The sequence below is a fragment of the Tritonibacter multivorans genome, from assembly GCF_001458415.1.
Classification (GTDB): domain Bacteria; phylum Pseudomonadota; class Alphaproteobacteria; order Rhodobacterales; family Rhodobacteraceae; genus Epibacterium; species Epibacterium multivorans.
In genome coordinates this window covers 170798-191280 of sequence record NZ_CYSD01000043.1, presented here as the reverse complement: position 1 = coordinate 191280, position 20483 = coordinate 170798, and the positions used below count along the sequence as shown (strand labels likewise).

19 protein-coding genes are annotated in these 20483 nt (G+C 59.1%); 13 read left to right on the top strand and 6 right to left on the bottom strand.

Annotation, left to right across the window (positions count from 1 at the left end; genetic code table 11):
* Positions 1-2: 2 nt before the first annotated feature.
* From TRM7557_RS19010 to TRM7557_RS19000, 3 genes are all read left to right on the top strand, one after another.
* Positions 3-911 carry a PfkB family carbohydrate kinase gene (locus TRM7557_RS19010; RefSeq protein WP_058291807.1) on the top strand — a complete coding sequence of 303 codons (909 nt, stop codon included), beginning with the start codon at positions 3-5 and terminating at the stop codon, positions 909-911.
* Positions 908-1816 (top strand): pseudouridine-5'-phosphate glycosidase, encoded by a 909-nt coding sequence (locus TRM7557_RS19005; protein WP_058291806.1) that lies wholly within the window; start codon positions 908-910, stop codon positions 1814-1816. The genes TRM7557_RS19010 and TRM7557_RS19005 overlap by 4 nt, the downstream gene beginning before the upstream one ends.
* Before the next feature lie 87 nt (positions 1817-1903).
* Positions 1904-2587 (top strand): DUF502 domain-containing protein, encoded by a 684-nt coding sequence (locus TRM7557_RS19000; protein ID WP_058291805.1) that lies wholly within the window; start codon positions 1904-1906, stop codon positions 2585-2587.
* 41 nt (positions 2588-2628) lie between these two features.
* Here TRM7557_RS19000 and TRM7557_RS18995 read toward each other — a convergent pair whose 3' ends face one another.
* Both TRM7557_RS18995 and TRM7557_RS18990 read right to left on the bottom strand, forming a co-directional pair.
* Entirely contained in the window at positions 2629-3633 is a 1005-nt protein-coding gene (locus TRM7557_RS18995; RefSeq protein ID WP_058291804.1) for a patatin-like phospholipase family protein, read from the bottom strand.
* A 27-nt stretch (positions 3634-3660) separates the two neighbouring features.
* Positions 3661-4446 (bottom strand): 3-hydroxybutyrate dehydrogenase, encoded by a 786-nt coding sequence (locus tag TRM7557_RS18990; RefSeq protein WP_058291803.1) that lies wholly within the window; start codon positions 4444-4446, stop codon positions 3661-3663.
* Positions 4447-4843: 397 nt separating this feature from the next.
* On the opposite strand from TRM7557_RS18990, the gene TRM7557_RS18985 reads away from it, so the two are divergent.
* The 5 genes from TRM7557_RS18985 (at position 4844) to TRM7557_RS18965 (ending at position 9109) form a co-directional block, all read left to right on the top strand.
* A complete protein-coding gene (locus TRM7557_RS18985) occupies positions 4844-6682 on the top strand; it encodes an extracellular solute-binding protein (protein WP_058291802.1) in 1839 nt (612 codons plus the stop codon).
* 89 nt (positions 6683-6771) lie between these two features.
* Complete coding sequence (locus tag TRM7557_RS18980; protein WP_058291801.1) at positions 6772-7641, top strand: arsenate reductase/protein-tyrosine-phosphatase family protein; 870 nt, start codon at positions 6772-6774, stop codon at positions 7639-7641.
* Between the two features lie 23 nt (positions 7642-7664).
* Positions 7665-8141, top strand: coding sequence for an arsenate reductase ArsC (locus TRM7557_RS18975; protein ID WP_058291800.1), 477 nt, complete (start codon positions 7665-7667; stop codon positions 8139-8141).
* Positions 8138-8797 (top strand): aquaporin, encoded by a 660-nt coding sequence (locus TRM7557_RS18970; protein ID WP_058291799.1) that lies wholly within the window; start codon positions 8138-8140, stop codon positions 8795-8797. Before TRM7557_RS18975 ends, TRM7557_RS18970 begins: the two co-directional genes overlap by 4 nt.
* A 99-nt stretch (positions 8798-8896) precedes the next feature.
* Complete coding sequence (locus TRM7557_RS18965) at positions 8897-9109, top strand: hypothetical protein (RefSeq protein WP_058291798.1); 213 nt, start codon at positions 8897-8899, stop codon at positions 9107-9109.
* A gap of 35 nt (positions 9110-9144) precedes the next feature.
* Here the strand turns inward: TRM7557_RS18965 and TRM7557_RS18960 are convergent, their stop codons facing one another.
* A complete protein-coding gene (locus tag TRM7557_RS18960; RefSeq protein ID WP_058291901.1) occupies positions 9145-9768 on the bottom strand; it encodes a helix-turn-helix domain-containing protein in 624 nt (207 codons plus the stop codon).
* Positions 9769-9860: 92 nt separating this feature from the next.
* On the opposite strand from TRM7557_RS18960, the gene TRM7557_RS18955 reads away from it, so the two are divergent.
* The 3 genes from TRM7557_RS18955 (at position 9861) to TRM7557_RS18945 (ending at position 13444) form a co-directional block, all read left to right on the top strand.
* Positions 9861-11378, top strand: a complete 1518-nt coding sequence (locus TRM7557_RS18955; RefSeq protein ID WP_058291797.1) for a class I adenylate-forming enzyme family protein — start codon at positions 9861-9863, stop codon at positions 11376-11378.
* Positions 11375-12061: a DsbA family oxidoreductase gene (locus TRM7557_RS18950; RefSeq protein ID WP_058291796.1), complete on the top strand. Its 687-nt coding sequence runs from the start codon at positions 11375-11377 to the stop codon at positions 12059-12061. The genes TRM7557_RS18955 and TRM7557_RS18950 overlap by 4 nt, the downstream gene beginning before the upstream one ends.
* Before the next feature lie 159 nt (positions 12062-12220).
* Entirely contained in the window at positions 12221-13444 is a 1224-nt protein-coding gene (locus TRM7557_RS18945; RefSeq protein WP_058291795.1) for a multidrug effflux MFS transporter, read from the top strand.
* 61 nt (positions 13445-13505) lie between these two features.
* Here TRM7557_RS18945 and mfd read toward each other — a convergent pair whose 3' ends face one another.
* Both mfd and TRM7557_RS18935 read right to left on the bottom strand, forming a co-directional pair.
* Positions 13506-16961 carry a transcription-repair coupling factor gene (gene mfd, locus TRM7557_RS18940; protein WP_058291794.1) on the bottom strand — a complete coding sequence of 1152 codons (3456 nt, stop codon included), beginning with the start codon at positions 16959-16961 and terminating at the stop codon, positions 13506-13508.
* Between the two features lie 60 nt (positions 16962-17021).
* Complete coding sequence (locus TRM7557_RS18935; RefSeq protein ID WP_058291900.1) at positions 17022-17543, bottom strand: hypothetical protein; 522 nt, start codon at positions 17541-17543, stop codon at positions 17022-17024.
* A gap of 247 nt (positions 17544-17790) precedes the next feature.
* On the opposite strand from TRM7557_RS18935, the gene hemB reads away from it, so the two are divergent.
* Together hemB and TRM7557_RS18925 are read left to right on the top strand one after the other, a co-directional pair.
* Positions 17791-18789, top strand: coding sequence for a porphobilinogen synthase (hemB, locus tag TRM7557_RS18930; RefSeq protein WP_058291793.1), 999 nt, complete (start codon positions 17791-17793; stop codon positions 18787-18789).
* A gap of 153 nt (positions 18790-18942) precedes the next feature.
* Positions 18943-19518 (top strand): lipid-binding SYLF domain-containing protein, encoded by a 576-nt coding sequence (locus tag TRM7557_RS18925; RefSeq protein WP_058291792.1) that lies wholly within the window; start codon positions 18943-18945, stop codon positions 19516-19518.
* A gap of 57 nt (positions 19519-19575) precedes the next feature.
* Here the strand turns inward: TRM7557_RS18925 and TRM7557_RS18920 are convergent, their stop codons facing one another.
* Positions 19576-20448 (bottom strand): NAD(P)-dependent oxidoreductase, encoded by an 873-nt coding sequence (locus TRM7557_RS18920; RefSeq protein ID WP_058291791.1) that lies wholly within the window; start codon positions 20446-20448, stop codon positions 19576-19578.
* Positions 20449-20483: the final 35 nt, after the last annotated feature.

Below are 20483 nucleotides of genomic sequence, written 5' to 3'. Positions count from 1 at the left end.
TCATGACACAGGCTCCTACACCGGCAACCCCGGATATTCTCTGCATTGGGTCGGTCCTTTGGGACATTATCGGCCGTTCCAACCTTGAAATGCGTGTCGGCTCGGACGTGCCCGGCCGCATCACCCGCCTGCCCGGCGGTGTGGCGATGAATATCGCCATGACACTGGCGCGCTTTGGCATGCGCCCCGCCGCGCTGAGTGCGGTTGGCCGGGACGCCGAAGGCAACGAACTTGTCGCAGCCTGCGCACAGCTGGGGCTGATCACCGATCACCTGTACCGCTCCGAGGACCTTCCAACCGACCGCTATATGGCCATCGAGGGCGCCAATGGTCTGATCGCGGCCATTGCAGACGCGCATTCGCTGGAAGCGGCTGGCGACAAGATCCTGCGCCCGCTTCTGGATGGCACGCTTGGGTCCGAGGCCGTGCCCTACACCGGCCCGGTTGCCCTGGATGGGAACCTCAAACTGTCGCTGCTGACCGAAATCGCAACGCATCCTGCGTTTGACAAGGCGGACCTGCGTGTCGCCCCGGCGTCGCCCGGCAAGGCGGAACGGCTGCGCCCCTTCATGACCCATTCCCGTGGCACACTCTATGTGAACCTCGAAGAGGCCAGCATCCTGTGTCAGGAAGAATTTTCCTCCAGCGCCGAGGCCGCAGACGCCCTGCTGGCGCGCGGCGCGGCCCGCGTTCTGGTCACCGATGGCGGCAGCTCTGCGACCGTGGCGGATCAGGACGGCAGCTGCACCCAAGCCCCGCCCGTGGTGACCGTCGCCCGCGTCACCGGGGCTGGTGATACGTTTATGGCGGCCCATATTGTGGCCGAAGCGCGCGGCGAAGACCGCGACACCGCCCTTGCCTCGGCCCTGCGCGCCGCGGCCACCTATGTTTCAGGAGAACCCCCGGTTTGATCAAGATCCAATATTCCGCAGAAGTCGAAGCCGCCCGCGCGGCTGGTGGTGCAATTGTGGCGCTGGAAAGCACCATTATCACCCATGGCATGCCCTTCCCGCAGAACGTCGAAGTGGCCGCACAGGTGGAACAAGACGTACGCGACGCAGGCGCGACACCCGCCACCATGGTGGTGATCGACGGGGTGCTACATGTGGGTCTTGAGGCCGACACCCTGCAATCCTTGGGGCAGATGACCAATGTCGCAAAACTGTCCCGCGCAGATTTCGCCGCCTGCATCGCAACCGGCGGCACCGGCGCGACCACCGTGGCCGCAACCATGATCGCGGCGCGTCTGGCTGGCATTTCCGTCTTTGCCACTGGCGGCATTGGCGGCGTTCACAAAGGCGCAGAAGACAGCTTTGACATTTCCGCCGACCTGATGGAGCTCGCCCAGACCCCGGTGACCGTAGTTGCTGCGGGTGCCAAGGCCATTCTGGATGTGCCAAAAACACTCGAAGTTCTGGAGACCCAGGGCGTTCCGGTCATCGGTTATGGTCAGGACAGCTTCCCGGCGTTCTGGTCTGCGACCTCTGATCTGGCGGCACCTTTGCGCATGGACAGCGCAGCAGATATCGCCCGCGCCCATAAGATGCGTGTCAGCCTGGATCTGCCCGGCGGCCAGCTGGTTGCCAACCCGATTCCCGCAGATGCGGAGATCCCGGCAGACGAGCTGGCGCCGATCATCGCGCAGGCCCAGTCCGAGGCCGACGCACAGGGCGTGAGCGGCAAAGGCGTCACGCCTTTCCTGCTGCAGCGGATTTTTGAACTGACCGAGGGCCGTTCATTGGTCGCTAATATTGCGCTTGTACGCAACAACGCGCGGCTGGCTTCGAAAATCGCTCAGGAATTGCTCAAAATCTAAGGCAAATCTCGGGGTCGGTGGCATTAAACCATTGTCGTTACGACAACGACGACATAGCTTGCAACCGACCCCATATAGACGACGCCAATGAACACGCCCTTTGACGAAGAACAACCTCGCCAGCCCGGTCTCTTTTCCCGGTTGCGCTCCTCATTCCTGACAGGGATCGTGGTCATTGCGCCCGTGGGCCTGACCATATGGCTGTTGTGGACCGCCATGGGCTGGATCGACGGCGTTGTGCTGCCACTGGTGCCCGAAACCTTCAAGCCGGAAAAATACATAGGCATCAACCTGCGTGGTGTGGGCCTGATCTTTTTCCTGCTGTTTACCATTCTGGTCGGCTGGATCGCCAAAGGCATCATTGGCCGGTCGCTGATTGGCTATGCCGAAAGCATGGTTGATCGGATGCCGGTGGTGCGTTCGATCTATTCCGGGATCAAACAGATCTCAGAAACTGTGTTTGCACAGACCGAACGCTCTTTCGAGAAAGCCTGCCTGATCCAATATCCGCGCCGCGGCATCTGGGCGATTGGCTTCATCTCCACCGAGGCCAGAGGCGAAGTGGCCGACAAGGCTGAAACCGGTGGCAAGCTGATGAGCGTCTTTGTCCCAACCACACCAAACCCGACCTCGGGGTTTCTTCTGTACTTCCCAAAAGAAGACATTATCGAGCTCGACATGAGTGTTGAGGATGCGGCAAAGCTGGTGATCTCGGCCGGGCTTGTTTATCCAAACGGCAAAGATCCCAGCCAGCCCCCCGAAGACGCGTAAGCGGACGAATAAGGAAAGCCCGGTTTCAGCCGGGCTTTCCTTTATCCAAACATTGCCTGTAGATCGGCGGTCTGGCGATGACCCACGTCACCTTTATGCGCCTGCAGGAACCCATCTGCCGCCTTGCGGCCAGCCGCTTTTAGCTGGTTCAGCACCCGTGGGATCGGGATCATCTTTGTGGTCACCGACAGTTGGGTCATCAGTTCATCATCGGACACCATATGGACGCGAATATCCTTCATCCGCCCCTGCTCCATCACCCCTTCTGACAAGAGCCGCTGCACAAAGGAAATCGCGCGCAGCTCTCGCAAAAGCGAGGAGTTGAAGCTGATCTCGTTTACCCGGTTGGAAATCTCATGAGGGGCTTTGGGGATCTCATCGCGTTCCAACGGGTTGATATTCACCACCAAAAGATCATCCGGCAAATGTTTGCGAAACAACGGAAACAGCGCGGGGTTCCCGGTGTAGCCGCCGTCCCAATAGGCCTCCATGCGGCCCGTTTCCGGGTCGTCAATTTCGATCGCCTGAAACAGATTGGGCAAACAGGCCGAGGCCAGGACCGCATCCGTGGTGATCTCATCGCCCGAGAAAACGCGCACCTTTCCTGTCCGCACCGCGGTTGCGCAGATATAAAGCTCCGGCCCTTCGTCCGCGCAGACCCGGCGGTAATCAAAAGCCTCGACCACAGGTTTCAACGGGTTTTTATAAAACGGCCCATAAAGATAGGGCGAGACCATCTGGCTCACGGTTTCAATTGGCGAAAACTGCAGCGCATTGACCATCGGACCCGTCATCCAATGGTTCATCCGCATATCGCCAACCGCGCCCATACGGGCCCAGAGTTTATCAAGCGTCGCACGCGCGCCGTCGCGCCCGCCATTGACCATACCCGCCTTGAACGCCGCACCGTTCAAAGCGCCTGCGGAGGTGCCGGTGATGGCAGTGACTTCCAGATCATCTTCGTCCAGAAACCGGTCCAGCACGCCCCAGGTAAAGGCACCATGGGCGCCTCCACCTTGCAGGGCCAGATTGATCTTCTTTACCATGTCAGTCCAACCCTTTGGCTTGCGTCATTAAAGTGCGGTCCAACCGCCATCAACACTGATCGAGGTGCCGGTGATCTGCGCCGCCGCATCCGAACACAAGAAGGCAACAGTGCCGCCCAGCTGCTCAACGGTCGCAAATTCCCGACTGGGCTGGCGCTCCAGCATGACCTTTTTGATCACCTCTTCGCGGCCCATATTGTATTTGGCCATCGTGTCAGGGATCTGGGCCTCGACCAGCGGGGTCAGCACATAGCCCGGACACACCGCATTGCAGGTGATGGGTTCCTCGGCGGTTTCCAGAGCGATGACTTTGGACATGCCCACCACCCCATGTTTTGCCGCAACATATGCCGATTTAAAGGGCGACGCCGTCAGACCATGGGCCGAGGCCACATTGATCACCCGGCCCCAGCCTGCTTCGCGCATTTTGGGCAAAGCCGCTGCCGTCGTGTGGAAAGCAGAGTTCATATTGATCGCAATGATGGCGTCCCATTTCTCCATCGGGAACTCATCAATCGGAGCCACGTGCTGGATGCCAGCGTTGTTCACCAGGATATCGCAACGACCCGCTTTTTCGATCAGCATCCGGCATTCGTCGCCCTTGGACATATCGGCCTTGATGTAGCGCGCAGTGACACCGTAATCAGCGGCGATCTCAGCCGCCAGCGCGTGATCTTCGTCGCGGTCCGTGAAGGAATTCAGAACCACATCTGCGCCTGCCTTCGCCAATTGCTGCGCAATACCCAGACCAATGCCCGAATTCGACCCGGTGATAACAGCGGTTTTGCCCGCCAGCGACCATTCAATTGCCATTCAACCTCTCCCAGAAATGACCTGTGGATATATTTTCATTCTGCACGTGCAAAGTCACTAGCACATCCCAAACGATACGTGTAATTGATCGCCCTCCGGGGCGAAGAGATTCTGAGCACTCCCGCCAAACGGTCGGGATACCCTGCACAACACTGGCGTCGGGGCCATCGATGTTGAAAAATGAATAGTTCAGAAAAACCGCACAAAAAAAACGCCGGCGCAAGGCCGGCGTTCAGTCATTGAGGCAGGTTTCATACAGGCAAGAAACCTATCGAGCAGTGACTCCGTTATAAGCAATTTCCAGCGCCCATCCAAGCTAAAAGTTTGAATTCTCGGAAAGGCGAAGTTAGCGTGGCCTAGCCCTGAAAATAAGGACGAGAACAGGATTTACCCGACAGTGAGACAAAGTTTTTTCACCCGCCTCCGCCCCGGCCTGCTCCGAATCGCCCTCTTGGCGTCTTCTGCAGTGGCAGCATCCGAATCGCTTGCAGCCCCAAGCCACGGCATTGCCATGTACGGCGACCCAGCCCTTGCGGCCGATTTCAATGCCCTCCCTTACGTCAACCCCGACGCCCCGAAGGGCGGCGCCGTTGTCTTTGGCAACACGGGCGGCTTTGACACTCTGAACCCCTTTGTCCAGAAAGGCACGCCCCCTTGGCAGATCCGGTTCTGGGGATATGAAGGGCTGATGGGCCGATCCTTTGACGAGCCCTTCACACTTTATGGTCTGCTGGCAGAAAGCATCGAGACTGCCGAAGACCGGTCTTGGGTCCAATTCACCCTGCGTCCCGAAGCCACGTTCTGGGACGGCAGCCCGGTCACGGTTGAGGACGTGATCTGGTCCTATGAAACACTCGGCACCGAGGGCAACCTGCGCTATCGCGGGCTGTGGGCGCAGATTTCCAGCATCGAGGCTGTGGACGATCGCACCGTGCGGCTGACCTTTGACGGTGACAACCGCGAGCTGGCCCTGATCGCAGGGCTGCGCCCGATCCTCAAGAAGGCACAATGGGACGGCCGCAGCTTTGCCGACGCACCGTCCAACGAAGAAGTCATCGGCACCGGTCCCTACCGCGTCAAAGACTTTGAATTCGGCCGCCAGGTCACCTTTATGCGCAATCCGGACTATTGGGGCAAAGATCTGCCCCTTCGGCGTGGCACCAACAACCTGGATGAAATCAAACTGGATTTCTTTGGCGACCAGACCGTTCTGTTCGAAAGCCTGAAAGCGGGCGAACTGTCGGCCATGCGAGAATTCAATGCCCACAAGTGGGACACCGCCTATGACTTTGAAGCCGTGCAAAACGGCAGCGCGATCAAGACGGAAATTCCAAATCAAAAACCCTCGGGCATCACCGGGATTGCGATCAACACACGCCACCCCGCTCTGAGTGACTGGCGAGTCCGCGAAGCGCTGATCCAGGCGTTCAATTTCGAGTTCATCAATGAAACGATCACCGGCAGCCGCCTGCCCCGGATCACGTCGTATTTCTCGAACTCTTACCTTGCGATGGATCATGGACCCGCCACTGGCAAGGTGCTTGAGCTGCTCGAACCTTTTGCGGCGGATCTGCCTGCAGGCACGCTTGAGGGCTATGACTTGCCGGTGAGCGATGGCAGCGAACGCAATCGCAAAAACCTGCGTAAGGCCCGTGGACTGCTGGAAGACGCAGGCTGGACCGTGCAGGACGGCGTGCTGCGCAATGCCGATGGCCAACCTCTGGACCTGAGCCTGCTGATCAAACACGGCAATCTGGGCGAGGAAGAAGTCCAACGCGCTGCCGACATCTATGCGCCTGCGCTGGAACGGCTTGGCATCACACTGACCGTGGATCTGGTCGACAGCGCGCAATATCAGGAACGGCAGTCGGCGTTCGAATTTGATCTGACCTTTGTGCGCCGCGCCCTGTCGCTCAGCCCTGGAACGGAACAATACCTCTACTGGGGCAGCGAATCCGCCAATGCCCAAGGATCCCGGAATCTGATGGGCGTCCAGAGCCCCGCTGCAGACGCGATGATCGGCGCAATGCTGTCGGCGCGCACGCAGGAGGATTTTATCGCGGCCACCAAAGCGCTGGACCGGATCCTGACCGCCGGTCGCTATGTCATCCCGATCTGGCATTACTCAAAAAGCCGCATTCTACATGACGCCAGCCTGCGGTATCCCATGCGCCTTCCGATCTATGGAGATGGCTACTATTTCATGCCCGAAGTCTGGTGGCACCAGAGCCCCTAAACCAGCACCGGAGAACGGCCCCATCGCGGGCCGTTTTTTTTTTGGAAAAATCACTTGGCGCGCGCGATAATTTCACATATTCATGAAATATGGAATTAACGATCACAGATCAGCTCGCCGCTTTGGCACATCCAAACAGGCTGGACCTGTTTCGCCTGCTTATGCGCCGGTTTCCCGACTTTGTGCCCGCAGGGGAAATCTCGCGCAGTCTGGATCTAAAGGCCAATACCGCTTCGACCTACCTTGGCCACCTACGCCAAGCAGGTCTGATTTCGCAGCAGCGCCAGGGCGCCTCACTGCGCTATCAGGCCAATGTCGAAGCCATGACAGCCCTTATGGGCACGCTCCTTGGGGGATGCTGTCAGAACCGGCCGGATGTGTGCCTGGCGGCTCAGCCTCAAGGAGACGTAACCATGTCCAAGCAAGTGCCGTTCAATGTCTTGTTCATCTGCACCGGCAACTCTGCCCGCTCCATTCTGGCCGAAGCCATTCTGAACCAGTTGGGCAACGGCAAATTCCGTGCTTTTTCGGCTGGCGCCACGCCCGGCAACGGCCCGCGGCCCGAGGTCCTGTCGCTGCTGACAGCCAAAGGCTATGACACCTCCTATCTGTCGAGCCAGTCGATCGATGAATTCGCCGATCTGGCACCGGACATGGATTTTGTCTTTACCGTTTGCGACCACGCCGCAAACGAGGTCTGCCCCACATTGCCCGGCCAGCCCATGTCGGCCCATTGGGGGCTGCCGGACCCGGCCAGTGTCGAAGGCACCGAAGCCGAAAAGAACCTCGCGTTTCAGCAAACTTACGGGTTGCTTCTGAACCGCCTCAAAGCCTTTGTCGCGTTGCCATTTGAGACGCTCGACAAGATGTCATTGCAGCACCAGCTCGATGATATTGGCCGCGCCAAGCCGGGGCCAGACACCACCACTCACAGCCTCAACACCCCACTCACGGATTGATATTTTAGGGAAAGCCACCACTCATGAATATTCTTGTGCTTTGCACCGGTAATTCGGCGCGCTCTATTCTGCTGGAAAGCCTTTTGAACACATTGGGACAGGGCCGCGTCACTGCCTATTCCGCAGGGTCCAAACCTTCGGGCAAGGTCCACCCGCAATCTCTTGTTTTGCTAGGAGAAAAGGGCCACGATACATCAGATGCGCGGTCCAAAAGCTGGGATGAATTTGGCACTGAGGACGCGCCGGTCATGGATCTGGTCGTCACCGTTTGCGGGTCGGCCGCCAACGAGGAATGCCCCATGTGGCCCGGTGCACCGCTGCGCACCCATTGGGGCGTAGAAGACCCCGCTGCCGCGTCCGAGCCCGACTGGGATCCAGCCTTCCGCACCGCGTTTGACATTCTGGAAAAGCGCGCAAAAGCGTTTCTGGACCTGCCGCTGGAAACCCTGAGCAAAGACGCGCTGAAACCGCATCTCACCCGCATTGGGGACATCCTATGAGCGCGCAAAAACTGCTCGCCGAGGGGCTCGGAACCGCCTTCCTGCTGATTGGCGTTGTTGGCTCTGGTATTATGGCCCAGAACCTTGCGGACGGAAACATTGCCCTGGCGCTGCTCGCCAATGCGATTGCCACTGGCTGTATCCTCTATTCGCTGATCACCACGCTGGGCCCTGTGTCGGGCGCTCATTTCAACCCAGCCGTGACGCTGGCTTTTGCCCTGCGCGGCGATTTTGCCTGGAAAGACGCACCGGCCTATGTTGGCGTTCAGGTCGCGGGCGGCATTCTGGGGGTCTGGGCCAGCCACATCATGTTCGATCTGCCTGTCCTTCAGGCGTCCGCAACCATGCATCGCACCGGCGGCGCGCAGTGGTTTTCGGAAGTGATTGCAACATTTGGCCTGCTTTTTGTGATCTTTGGCGGACTGAAATCTCGGGCCGAGGCCGTGCCGACGCTTGTCGCGCTTTATATCACGGGCGCTTACTGGTACACATCTTCGACCAGCTTCGCGAACCCTGCGGTCACCATTGCGCGCGGATTTTCTGACACGTTTGCAGGGATTTACCCGGGTCACATCTTTATGTTCATTGTGATGCAGATCATCGGCGTCGGTGTCGCTCATCTGATCCTGCCTCGCCTTTTTCCGCCGAAGGATTAAGCGAAGCTAAAACAAGTTCCTTTTTTATGGTTCTTTGTTACAATGGACGGCAATCTGTGTGATTGGTGAAACCGGAGGTTGTCCGACGTGTTCAAGCCCATGAAAGCCTCCGATCTAAGAAAGTGTCTGCCGCGCCTGCGGCAGCGCTTCCCGATTATCCAGAACTTCGATGACAATCTGCCGACGGATGACCTGGACCGCTTCATTCGGTTCATGGCCAAAAAACAGCATATCACCGAAAGTGAAGCGCGCGCCGAAGTGGAAGACTTCCTGTATCTGGAAAGCCTCCACCGCGAGCTGGATCACAGCTAAAACACCTTAAAATTCAGAACGCGAGTTCACCTGCTTCAGGCAAGGGATGTGACCCACAGGATTGTCGCATCTTCTGCGCTGACTGACACCACATTGTGACCCATAGCCCCATCGTAATAGGCGCTGTCACCGCGGCGCATTTCAACGGGTTCATAGAATTCGGTGTAAAGGCGCACAACGCCCGTCAGCACATAGAGAAACTCTTCCCCGTCATGACGGACCCAGCCGTCGAACTCATCCATCGACCGCGACCGCACACGCGCCCGATAGGGCAACATGTTTTTGCGGGTAAGACCATCAGCCAGCATTTCATGTTCATAGGTCGCCGTGGCATGGGCGGCACCCTCGCCGCTTTTGGTCACCACCATGCGCCCGTTCACCTGATCTTTCTGCGGCGGTGTAAACAGCTGAGGCACCGAAATTTGCAGGCCAACGGCCAGCTTTTTCAGCGCGTCATAGGTCGGCGACATCTGACCGTTTTCAATCTTGGACAGGGTCGAGCGCGCAAGACCCGCCTGCTGCGCTGCGTGCTCCAGGGTCCAATCCCGCTGCTTTCGCAGCTCGCGCACACGTGCACCAAGATCAAGAGGTTCGGGGGCCGTCTCTTCACCATTTGCATGCGCAATGGAAATCAGGCTTTTGGGGTCGCGTTCATCCATGAAGCTGGTATAAATCCGCCCCGGACAGCTTGCAACGCTCAGTCGCGCCACCAGCCGCAGAAAACACGGCAAAACCAAAGGGAGACCCGCCTTTGCTTTCTATCTTTGACCGCGGCACTGCGACGCCCTGCCCATGTCACCTGAACCTGGCGCAGTATGTGCTGACGCAGGCGGATGTGTCCCCCGACAAACCCGCGCTCGAAGTGCTGGGGGCGCAATCCACCGAGGTCTGGACACGGGCAGAGTTTTCGCGCGCCGTGCGCGGATTGGCGGCAGGCTTGCTGGACGAAGGCTTCACGCCGGGCGATATCCTGTTGATGCGGCTTGGAAATACTGTGGACTTCCCAATTGCATTTCTGGCCGCCATCTGGGCCGGTTTGATCCCGGTGCCCACCTCAGGCCAGCTGAGCGAACCTGAAGTGCAGGGCATAATTGCGGATCTGGGCCCTGCCGCCATTCTGCATGAACCCGACCTGTCGTGCCCAGCGCACCCGCGCATTTTGACCACCGAGACACTGCGCCGCCTACAGACAGCCACACCCCACGCGCAGCACAACAGTGGCCGGGATGATCTGGCCTATATTGTCTATACCTCTGGCACCAGCGGGCGGCCGCGCGCCGTCGCCCATGCGCACCGCGCCATCTGGGCCCGACGCATGATGATCCGCGATTGGTATGACCTGCGCCCAGATGATCGCATGATGCACGCGGGGGCGTTCAACTGGACCTTTACCCTTGGCACCGGCCTGATGGATCCGCTGACTGTAGGCGCGACCGCTCTGGTGCCGAAGGCCGGGACGCAGCCTGGCGATCTCGCAAGGCTTCTCGATCGTTCAGAGGCAACCATTTTTGCAGGCGTACCGGGTATTTACCGCCACATTCTGAAGCAGGAGGCCGCGTTGGCCTTCCCACGCCTTCGCCACTGCCTTTCCGCCGGAGAGAAACTGTCCCCTGCGCTCCACGCCGCGTGGCGGGACCGTACAGGCCGCGAGATCTATGAAGCCTTCGGCATGTCGGAATGCTCAACCTTTATCTCTGCCGCGCCGCATTTGCCCAGCGCGGGATCCAGCCTTGGTCAGCCGCAAACCGGACGGCGTGTGGCGATCCTTGGCGACGATGGCCCAGCGCCGTTGAATGACCCCGGTGTGATTGCCGTGCACCGCACCGACCCCGGTCTGATGATCGGCTATTTTGGTGCGCCTGAGGCCACGCGCGCACGGATGCAGGGCGAATGGTTCCTGACCGGAGATCGCGGGTCCATGGATGCTGACGGGCAGGTCACCTATCTGGGACGCGCCGACGATATGATGAATGCGGGCGGATACCGGGTCTCCCCGCTCGAGGTTGAGGCCGCAATGGCCACCTGCCCGCATCTGACCCAGTTTGCCGTGACCGCCATTGAGGTGAAGCCAGACGTGCAGATCATTGTTGGGTTCTATTCCGGTAGCAAAGAGTTGACCGCAGAGGTGCTTCGTGACTTTGCCAAATCCCGGCTGGCCGATTACAAGCAGCCCAAGACCTATCAGCGCGTCGAGGCCCTGCCGCTGGGCCCCAATGGCAAGCTCCGCCGCCGCGCCCTGCCCGCATTATACGAAGGACATCGCACATGAGCCCGATCCAGAAAGTCAAACTCGACATTCTTTCCGACCCGATCTGCCCTTGGTGCTATATTGGCAAGACGCACCTCGACAAGGCCTTGGCCGAGGCCGAAGATCACCCCTTTGTCATTGAATGGCATCCCTTCCAGCTGAACCCCGATATGCCAGCCGAGGGCATGGATCGTCGCGACTATCTGGAACAGAAGTTCGGCGGCAAGGAAAATGCCGTCAAAGTCTATGCCCAGATCGCCGAACACGCCGAAGCTGCGGGGCTGACGCTTGACCTTGCAGGCATTGCGCGTACCCCGAATACGATGAAAGCCCACCGCCTGATCCACTGGGCCGGTCTGGAAGAAAAACAGACCGCCGTGGTTGATGCGCTGTTCAAAGCCTATTTCGAGGATGGCAAGGACATTGGCGCGGTTGACGTGCTGCTGGACATCGCAGCCGAGGCCGGTCTGGACCGCGCCATGGTCGAACGTCTTCTGTCCGGCGATGCAGACGCAGAGCTGATCCAGGGCCGCGATGCCCATTCCCGTGAAATGGGTGTCTCCTCGGTGCCCACCTTCATCGTTGCCAACCAGCACGCCGTTCCGGGTGCGCAAAAGCCCGAGCTGTGGAAACAGGTCATCGCGGACATTCAGGCGCAGCTTGCGGATCAGCCCCCCGTGACGGACGAAGAGCCAAACGCCTAACGCATAGCCGCGTCCCAGTGGCCTATTTGGCCGCTGGTTCTTGGCATTTGCTTTACCTTCAGGGGGGCTCGGACCTTTCGTTCGCTTGCAATTCATGTTAGCGCAGCCATCTTCCGTAGGCAGCATCATCTGCGCACGGAGTTTCCAGAGGTTCCGAATATGACTACCCCCCGCCGGACGATCCCGTCCCAAGGTGAATTCGTTGTGTTGATTGCAATGATGTTCGCCTGCATCGCCTTTTCCATCGACGCCATTCTTCCGGCCCTGCCCGATATTGGCGCCAGCCTGAGCCCAAGTGATCCGAACCGGGCGCAGCTGATCATCTCTGCTTTTATCCTCGGTATGGGGATAGGCACCTTCTTTACCGGCCCCCTGTCTGACGCCTTTGGCCGCAAGCCTGTTCTGCTGTGGGGGCTGGCGCTTTATGGTGTTGGCGGCATCGCGGGCTATTTTGCCCAGTCGCTGGACATGATCCTGATCACCCGTGTGCTAATGGGCCTTGGCGTTGCCGCGCCGCGGGTTGTGGGCGTGGCGATTGTCCGTGATTTGTACTCTGGCCGCGATATGGCGCGGATCATCTCGCTGGCGATGACGATCTTTACCGTGGTTCCTGCCTTTGCGCCGCTTCTGGGCACCGGTATTATCTGGCTGGCCGACTGGCGTGCGATCTTTATTGGCTTTGCCATCTTTGGTGCGATCATTGCCGTCTGGACGTGCTTCCGTATTGAGGAGCCACTTGCCAAAGAGGACCGTCGCCCGCTGTCTGCCCCGCTGATCTGGTCCGCCATTCAGGAAATGGCCACATACCCGTCGTTCCGCCTGCCGCTGCTGTGTCTGGCGCTGTGTCAGGGCATGCTGTTCACCATGATCGTTCTGGTGCAGCCCGTTTATGACAAGGTGTTCGACAAGGCCGAAACCTTTCCGTTCTGGTTCATGGGCGTTGCACTGCTTGCGGGCTCTGCCTCCTATGTGAACGCGCGGATTGTGGGCCGTGTGGGCATGCGCAAAGTTGTGACGTGGTCGCTGGGGCTTCAGACCGTTGGCAGCATGCTCATGCTGCTGTCGACACAGTTTGATCTTGGCGCCGCCGCCTTCCCACTGTTCCTGGTCTGGCAGGTTACCGTCTTTTTCATGATCGGTGTGACCATGGGCAACCTGAACTCTATCGCGCTGGAGCCGCTGGGCCATATTGCCGGGATCGGTGCCTCTGTTATGGGCGCCGTGTCGACCGTGCTGTCCGCGCTGATCGCCGCGCCCACGGGGTTGATGTTCAACGGCACCATCGTGCCGTTGGTTGCCGGGGTGCTGGTCAATGTGGCGCTTGGGTTCCTCTGTATGCTGGCACTGGCCCGCGCCGAGGCAAAAGACACGGCAGCCGCCTAAGACAAAAAGAAACCCCGGCCTTTGCGGACCGGGGTTTTTCTTTGTGAGCTTTAGGCCGGGGTTACTTGGCCTTGGCTTTTTTCTTCTCGGCGACAACCTTTTCGGCCAGATCACGGGCAATGGCAAAGGCCCCTTTGATCTTATCCGCATCCGACTTCCAGTCGCGCCGCACAACGATCTTATTGTCTTTGACCTTGGCCAGCCCATTCCGCGCCTGAATGAACTCCACCAGCCCCTGCGGTGAGGCAAACTTGTCATTGTGGAACTGAATGGTCGCGCCCTTTGGCCCGCCATCCATCTTGGCAATACCCGCCTTCTTGCACATGGCCTTGATGCGAACGATCAGCATCAAGGTGTTCACCTCTTTGGGCAATTTGCCAAAGCGGTCGATGAGTTCAGCGGCGAAGCCTTCCAATTCGACTTTGGTGGTCAGCGACGACAGTCGGCGATAGAGCCCCAGACGCACATCCAGATCCGGGACATAGTCCTCGGGGATCAGAACAGAAACACCCAGGTTGATCTGCGGCGCCCATTGGTCATCACCATCGGTCAGCCCATCAAGCTCGCCCGATTTGATCTTACCGATCGCTTCTTCCAGCATGGATTGGTACAGCTCATAACCGACATCGCGCATTTGGCCCGATTGTTCTTCACCCAACAGGTTACCTGCACCGCGGATATCAAGGTCTTGGGACGCAAGGGTAAATCCTGCTCCCAGCGTGTCGAGCGAGCCCAGCACACGCAGGCGTTTTTCAGCTGTGTCGGTCAGGCGCTGGCGCGGTTTTGTTGTCAGATAGGCATAGGCGCGCGTCTTGGAGCGCCCCACGCGCCCCCGGATCTGATAAAGCTGCGCAAGACCAAACATATCCGCACGATGTACCACCATGGTGTTCGCTGTTGGAATGTCCAGACCGCTTTCGACAATCGTGGTTGCCAGCAGGACGTCATATTTGCCGTCATAGAAGGCATTCATCCGGTCATCCAGCTCTCCGGCAGCCAGCTGACCATGGGCGACCACATAGGTCAGCTCTGGCAGCTGTTGTTTCAAGAAATCCTCGACTTCCGCCAGATCCTTAATGCGCGGCACCACATAAAAGCTCTGCCCGCCGCGATAATGTTCGCGCAGCAGCGCCTCGCGGACGGTCACCGCGTCAAATTCGCTGACATAGGTGCGGATCGCCAGACGGTCCACCGGTGGCGTGCCAATGATCGACAGATCGCGCACGCCGGTCAGGCTCAGCTGTAGGGTCCGTGGAATCGGCGTCGCGGTCAGCGTCAGCACGTGAATGTCACTGCGCAGCTGCTTGAGGCGTTCTTTGTGCGCCACGCCGAAATGCTGCTCTTCGTCGATGATCAGCAGACCAAGGTTCTGGAATTTGACGTTTTTGGCCAGCAACGCATGGGTGCCAACGACAATATCAATGGTGCCCGCCGCCATGCCTTTTTTGGTCTCGGACGCTTCTTTTGTGGAAACAAATCGGGACAACTGCCTGACTTCCAAGGGAAAGCCCCGGAAGCGTTCGGCAAAGCCTGCCGCGTGCTGGCGCGCCAGCAGCGTGGTTGGAGCGACCACGGCAACCTGAAGGCCCGACATCGCCGCCACAAAGGCCGCGCGCATGGCGACCTCGGTCTTGCCAAAGCCCACATCGCCGCAGACCAGACGATCCATCGGCGCGCCGGAGTGCAGGTCGTCCATCACATCACCAATGGCGCGCAGCTGGTCTTCGGTCTCCTGATAAGGGAAACGGGCCGAGAACTCTTCCCAGGCCGAAGGCGGTGGATCAATAACCGGGGCTTTACGCAGGGCGCGTTCCGCAGCAATGCGAATAAGCCGGTCCGCCATCTCGCGGATGCGTTCCTTGAGCTTGGCTTTCTTCGCCTGCCAGGCACCGCCACCGAGACGGTCCAGAAGCCCCTCGTCATGGCCATATTTGGACAGGAGTTCAATGTTTTCCACCGGCAGGTAAAGCTTTGCGTTTTCGGCATATTCCAACAGAATACACTCATGCGCAGCGCCCGCAGCGGTGACCACTTCCAGTCCCATATAACGGCCAATTCCGTGGTCCACATGAACCACCAGATTGCCAGGTGACAGAGATTGGGTTTCGGTCAGGAAATTTTCGGCCTTGCGGCGTTTTTTGGGTGCGCGGATCAGGCGATCCCCCAACACATCCTGTTCCGAGATCACCGTCATATCCGGCGTCTCGAACCCATGCTCCAGCGCCCAGACGGCCAGATGCAGACCGGATTTCCCCAGCCGGGTGCCATCCATCACCGGGATCGCTTCGGCCAAGCCTTCGTCTTCGATCAGACCGGTCAGCCGTTCACGCGCGCCTTCGGAATAGGACGCGATCAGCACCGGCCCCTTTTGCAGCTTTGCTTTCACATGATCGACCAAGGCCCCGAAAAGGCTGACGCTTTCCAGTTGCCGCTCGGGCGAAAAATTGCGGCCAATCCGCCCGCCGGCATCCACCACACCGGGGCCAGAGGCCTGCGGCAGCGGGTGGAACTGGATCACGCGGTGGTCGGCAATGGCGACCTCCCAGGCGCTATCATCAAGGTACAGCAACCCCGGCGGCACGGGTTTATACACACTGTCCAAGCGCCCCTTGGCCTGCATCGCAACTTTGCGGGTTTCATACTGGTCGGCGATTGTGTCCCACCGCGCCAGACGCGCAGGCGTCACCTGATCGTCCAGCGTGATGCTCGCGGTGGGCAGGTAGTCAAACAGCGTCTCGAGGTCTTCGTGGAAGAACGGCAGCCAATGCTCCATCCCCTGATGTTTGCGCCCGGCACTCACGGCTTCGTACAGCGGATCGTCATTGCCTGCGGCGCCAAACTCCAACCGGTAGTTCTGGCGGAACCGGGTGATCGCCGCATCGTCCAGAATAACCTCGGACACCGGCGCCAGCTCAACAACTTCCAGCTTTTCGGTGGTGCGCTGGGTGGCCGGGTCGAACCGGCGTGCACCGTCCAGAACATCGCCAAACAGATCCAACCGCACCGGACCGCTTTCGCCCGGCGGAAAGATGTCAATAATACCGCCACGCACCGCATAATCGCCCGGCTCCATCACAGACGGCGCTTTGGTGAAACCCATACGAACCAAGAACTTGCGCAGCGCTTCTTCATCCACGCGGGTGTCAACGCGGGCGGTAAAGGCGGCTTCGCGCAGGACGGATCGCGCAGGCACCCGTTGGGTTGCCGCGTTCAAGGTGGTCAGCAAAATGAACTGCGACGGCATCTGATGTACCAGCGCCGCCAGTGTTGCCATCCGGGCAGACGCGATATCGGCATTGGGCGACACCCGGTCATAGGGCAAACAGTCCCAGCCGGGGAAAATGACAACGGGCATATCCGGCGCAAAAAACGCAAGCGCGGCGCGCATCGCCTCCATCCGCTTGTCATCACGGGCCACATGCACCACCGGCGCGCCAGTTTTGGCGACCTCTGCCAGCAGAAGCCGCGCATCAAAGCCCTCGGGCGCGCCGCCCATGACCAAAGTGTTCTGCGCCATTTGCGCTGTTCCTTTCCTTGCGCCGCAACGCGCGCGGCTCATGTCAGTGGGCAATCGCGCCTAGAGCGCCCCTGTCAGCAGGTTCTGATACATGCCCCAACAGGCCGTCAGAAAAATAGAGATAGACCCCAGCATTTGGATTTTAAGCCGCGTGCGCAACAGCAGTTTGCGCAAAGCGTCGCCAGACAGATCCAGACCCACAATCTGACGCGCAGTGCGCAGGTTCATCGCCCCGACCAGCGACATCGGGCACATCATCAGAAAGACCGCCTGCGCAAACTCCACCCCATAAACAAACCCAAGCAGAACCAGCACGGTCAGCACAAAGAACACAAAGGCGATCAGGAAATTTCCCGCAGACTCAGCAATATGCAAGGCACGCCGCACCTGAACGCCGACAGCAAGTTCCAGATCAATCGCCACCTGACCGCCCTTGCGACCGGCTCGCGCGATCAGATCAAAGGGAACACCAAGCACCCAGTGACTGGCCGAGGACCACAGAACCGCCAGCCCGATCCAATACCAGAGATTAGAAAAAGACCGCAGATCAATCATCTCGGTCAGGAAATCAATCAGGTCCACGCGCGGCCCCATCTTGTGCAAGTGTTCTACCCGGTGGTTTCACCGCCCACTTCGCGTGAAGGACCGGTTCCGGAAATCCTACTCTATATCCAATGCACACCCGATTGACACAAGAGCTAGATCTCTGAATTCAAAGGCAAGCGCGACATTCCTACTCAGGGGGGCATTCGCAAGCGGCATTGCTCTTGAGGTTCGGCGGCATTCCATGCCACCAAGTGCATATCTCCTGATCACGCGAGTATCGAATATGCCGCCAGTCCAAGCCCCTTTTCCCCACGCCCGCCCACGCCGTCTGCGTGCAAGCCCTGCCCGACGCGCGCTGGTTCGGGAAAACACGCTGACGGTGGATGACCTGATCTGGCCCGTGTTTGTGCGTGCGGGTGAAGGCATCGAGGAGCCAATCGCCTCCATGCCCGGCATGGTGCGTCGGTCGATTGACAAACTGACAGACGCCGCCCGCGAGGCAGAGGCACTGGGGATACCTGCCATCTGCATCTTTCCCTATACAGATCCCAGCCTGAAGACCGCCGATTGCGCAGAGGCCTGGAATCCCGAGAACCTGACAAATCGCGCCATCCGCACCATCAAACAGGCCGCGCCGAACATTGCGATCATGACCGATGTCGCGCTGGACCCTTACAATATCAACGGCCACGATGGCTTTGTTATTGATGGGGAAATCCGCAATGATGAAACCGTTGAGGCGCTGGTGAAAATGACACTGGCGCAGGCAGAGGCCGGCGCTGACATTATCGGCCCCTCTGACATGATGGATGGCCGCATTGGTGCCCTGCGCCAGGCGCTGGAAAGCAGCGGCTACCAGAACGTGACGATTATGTCTTATTCCGCCAAATATGCCTCGGCCTATTATGGGCCGTTTCGCGATGCGGTCGGCGCGTCTGGCGCACTCAAGGGTGACAAGAAAACCTATCAGATGGATCCCGGCAATTCAGACGAAGCCATGCGGATGATTGCGCGCGACCTCAGCGAAGGCGCCGATATGGTTATGGTGAAACCGGGTCAGCCCTATCTGGACATCTGCCACCGTGTAAAAACCGAATTTCAGGTCCCCACCTTTGCCTATCAGGTGTCTGGCGAATACGCGATGATCCAGGCTGCCGCCCAGAACGGCTGGGTGGATGGCGAAACGGTGATGATGGAGAGCCTTCTGGCCTTCAAACGCGCGGGCTGTGACGGGGTTCTGACCTATTTCGCCCCGGCAGCCGCTCGCATCTTGAACGGCTAGGCCAGACAGCCCACCTCTGTCCCAGCTCCGCCGTGGCAGCAGGAACCCGCGCATCAAAACTCCGGCAAGGATGACAGAGCGGTTTTTTGCGCATATGGTATGGGGCAATAAACAATACAGAAATCCCCCTCGACAGGCACGAGAGACAAAAAAATGAGCAGTCAGACCCCTAAAATCATGTCCCGCCGGGCATTTGCCTTTGGCGCGCTTGCAACCGCTGGTGTGACCAGCGCCTGCGGCAATGGCGTCGGCAATACCAATGCCAGCACCCTGGACGCCCGCGTGGATGCCACGCTGAACCAAATGTACAGCCAATATCCCAGCACCATTGACCTGTCCAATAAGGCAGCGGGTATGCTGGTGATGCCATTGGTCACCGAAGCCGGATTTGTCTTTGGCGGTGCCTTCGGCCGTGGTGCGCTGCGCATTGATGATGTGACCGTGGATTATTACTCCGCGATCAAAGGCAATGCTGGCCTACAGATCGGCGCGCAGCAATATGCGCATGTTCTGTTCTTCATGACTCAGGACGCGCTTGCGAACTTCCGCCGGTCCTCTGGCTGGGCGGCGGGCGCTGATCTGGAATATGTCATCAGCGACGAAGGCAATTCAATTACCGCAGATTCCAACACGCTGACCGCCCCGGTGATCGCCGCCGTCTTTGGCCAGGCCGGTCTGCGCATTGGCGCCACTGTCGAAGGCATCAAATACACACGCATCATTCCCTGATCGGTGCGTCTTGAGTGGCGAGAACCCTCCCTTTCGGGAGGGTTTTTTTGTGTTTAATCAGTCCAGTGCGCGCAGACGTTTAATCAGGGATGACGTATCCCAACGCCCGCCACCGATCTTCTGAACATCCTTGTAGAACTGATCCACCAGCGCAGTGACCGGCAGGCTTGCCCCGGTTTCATCCGCTGTATCCAGACAGATGCCCAGATCCTTGCGCATCCAATCGACGGCAAAGCCGTGATCAAAATGATCGTCCAACATGGTGTCAGACCGGTTGGCCATCTGCCAGCTGCCCGCAGCGCCCTGGCTGATCACCTCGACCACTGCTCGGCCATCCAGACCGGCTTTTTCGGCAAAATGCAGCGCCTCGCTCAGGCCCTGCACCAGCCCCGCGATGGCAATCTGGTTACACATCTTGGTCATCTGACCCGCGCCGCTGTCACCAATACGACGACAAATCCGGGCATAGGCGCCAATCACAGGTTCGGCTTTGCCGTAAACGTCTTCTTCGCCGCCACACATCACGGACAAGACACCGTTTTCGGCCCCGGCCTGCCCGCCAGAGATCGGCGCATCGACAAAGCCGATGCCTTTTTCCGCAGCGATATCAAACAGCTCTCGGGTGACTTTGGCAGAGACCGTGGTGTGGTCCACAAAAACAGCCCCCGCCGACATGCCCGCAAATGCGCCATCCTCACCGACACAAACGGACCGGAGGTCATCGTCATTGCCGACACAGGACATCACAAACTCTGTCCCCTCGGCCGCTTCGCGCGGTGTGCGGGCAAAGCGTCCGCCATGCGCTGCGGACCAGGCTTCGGCCTTTGCGGTTGTGCGATTGTAAACAGTCACCTCATGGCCCGCTGCCTGCAAATGACCGGCCATCGGATAGCCCATGACCCCAAGTCCCAGAAACGCCACTTTTGCCATTGTCGGTGCCCCCTCTCTTTTCCCTAATTGAAACT

Bases quoted from the DNA above. Each gene is read 5' to 3' on its own strand.
- TRM7557_RS18995 (WP_058291804.1), bottom strand. From the start codon at position 3,633: ATGGTAAAGAAGATCAATCTGGCCCTGCAAGGTGGAGGCGCCCATGGT.
- TRM7557_RS18950 (WP_058291796.1), top strand. From the start codon at position 11,375: ATGAGCCCGATCCAGAAAGTCAAACTCGACATTCTTTCCGACCCGATC.
- mfd (WP_058291794.1), bottom strand. From the start codon at position 16,961: ATGGCGCAGAACACTTTGGTCATGGGCGGCGCGCCCGAGGGCTTTGAT.
- TRM7557_RS19000 (WP_058291805.1), top strand. From the start codon at position 1,904: ATGAACACGCCCTTTGACGAAGAACAACCTCGCCAGCCCGGTCTCTTT.
- TRM7557_RS18960 (WP_058291901.1), bottom strand. From the start codon at position 9,768: ATGGATGAACGCGACCCCAAAAGCCTGATTTCCATTGCGCATGCAAAT.
- TRM7557_RS18965 (WP_058291798.1), top strand. From the start codon at position 8,897: ATGAAAGCCTCCGATCTAAGAAAGTGTCTGCCGCGCCTGCGGCAGCGC.
- TRM7557_RS18945 (WP_058291795.1), top strand. From the start codon at position 12,221: ATGACTACCCCCCGCCGGACGATCCCGTCCCAAGGTGAATTCGTTGTG.
- TRM7557_RS18970 (WP_058291799.1), top strand. From the start codon at position 8,138: ATGAGCGCGCAAAAACTGCTCGCCGAGGGGCTCGGAACCGCCTTCCTG.
- TRM7557_RS18925 (WP_058291792.1), top strand. From the start codon at position 18,943: ATGAGCAGTCAGACCCCTAAAATCATGTCCCGCCGGGCATTTGCCTTT.
- TRM7557_RS18920 (WP_058291791.1), bottom strand. From the start codon at position 20,448: ATGGCAAAAGTGGCGTTTCTGGGACTTGGGGTCATGGGCTATCCGATG.
- TRM7557_RS18980 (WP_058291801.1), top strand. From the start codon at position 6,772: ATGGAATTAACGATCACAGATCAGCTCGCCGCTTTGGCACATCCAAAC.
- TRM7557_RS18975 (WP_058291800.1), top strand. From the start codon at position 7,665: ATGAATATTCTTGTGCTTTGCACCGGTAATTCGGCGCGCTCTATTCTG.
- TRM7557_RS19010 (WP_058291807.1), top strand. From the start codon at position 3: ATGACACAGGCTCCTACACCGGCAACCCCGGATATTCTCTGCATTGGG.
- TRM7557_RS18990 (WP_058291803.1), bottom strand. From the start codon at position 4,446: ATGGCAATTGAATGGTCGCTGGCGGGCAAAACCGCTGTTATCACCGGG.
- hemB (WP_058291793.1), top strand. From the start codon at position 17,791: ATGCCGCCAGTCCAAGCCCCTTTTCCCCACGCCCGCCCACGCCGTCTG.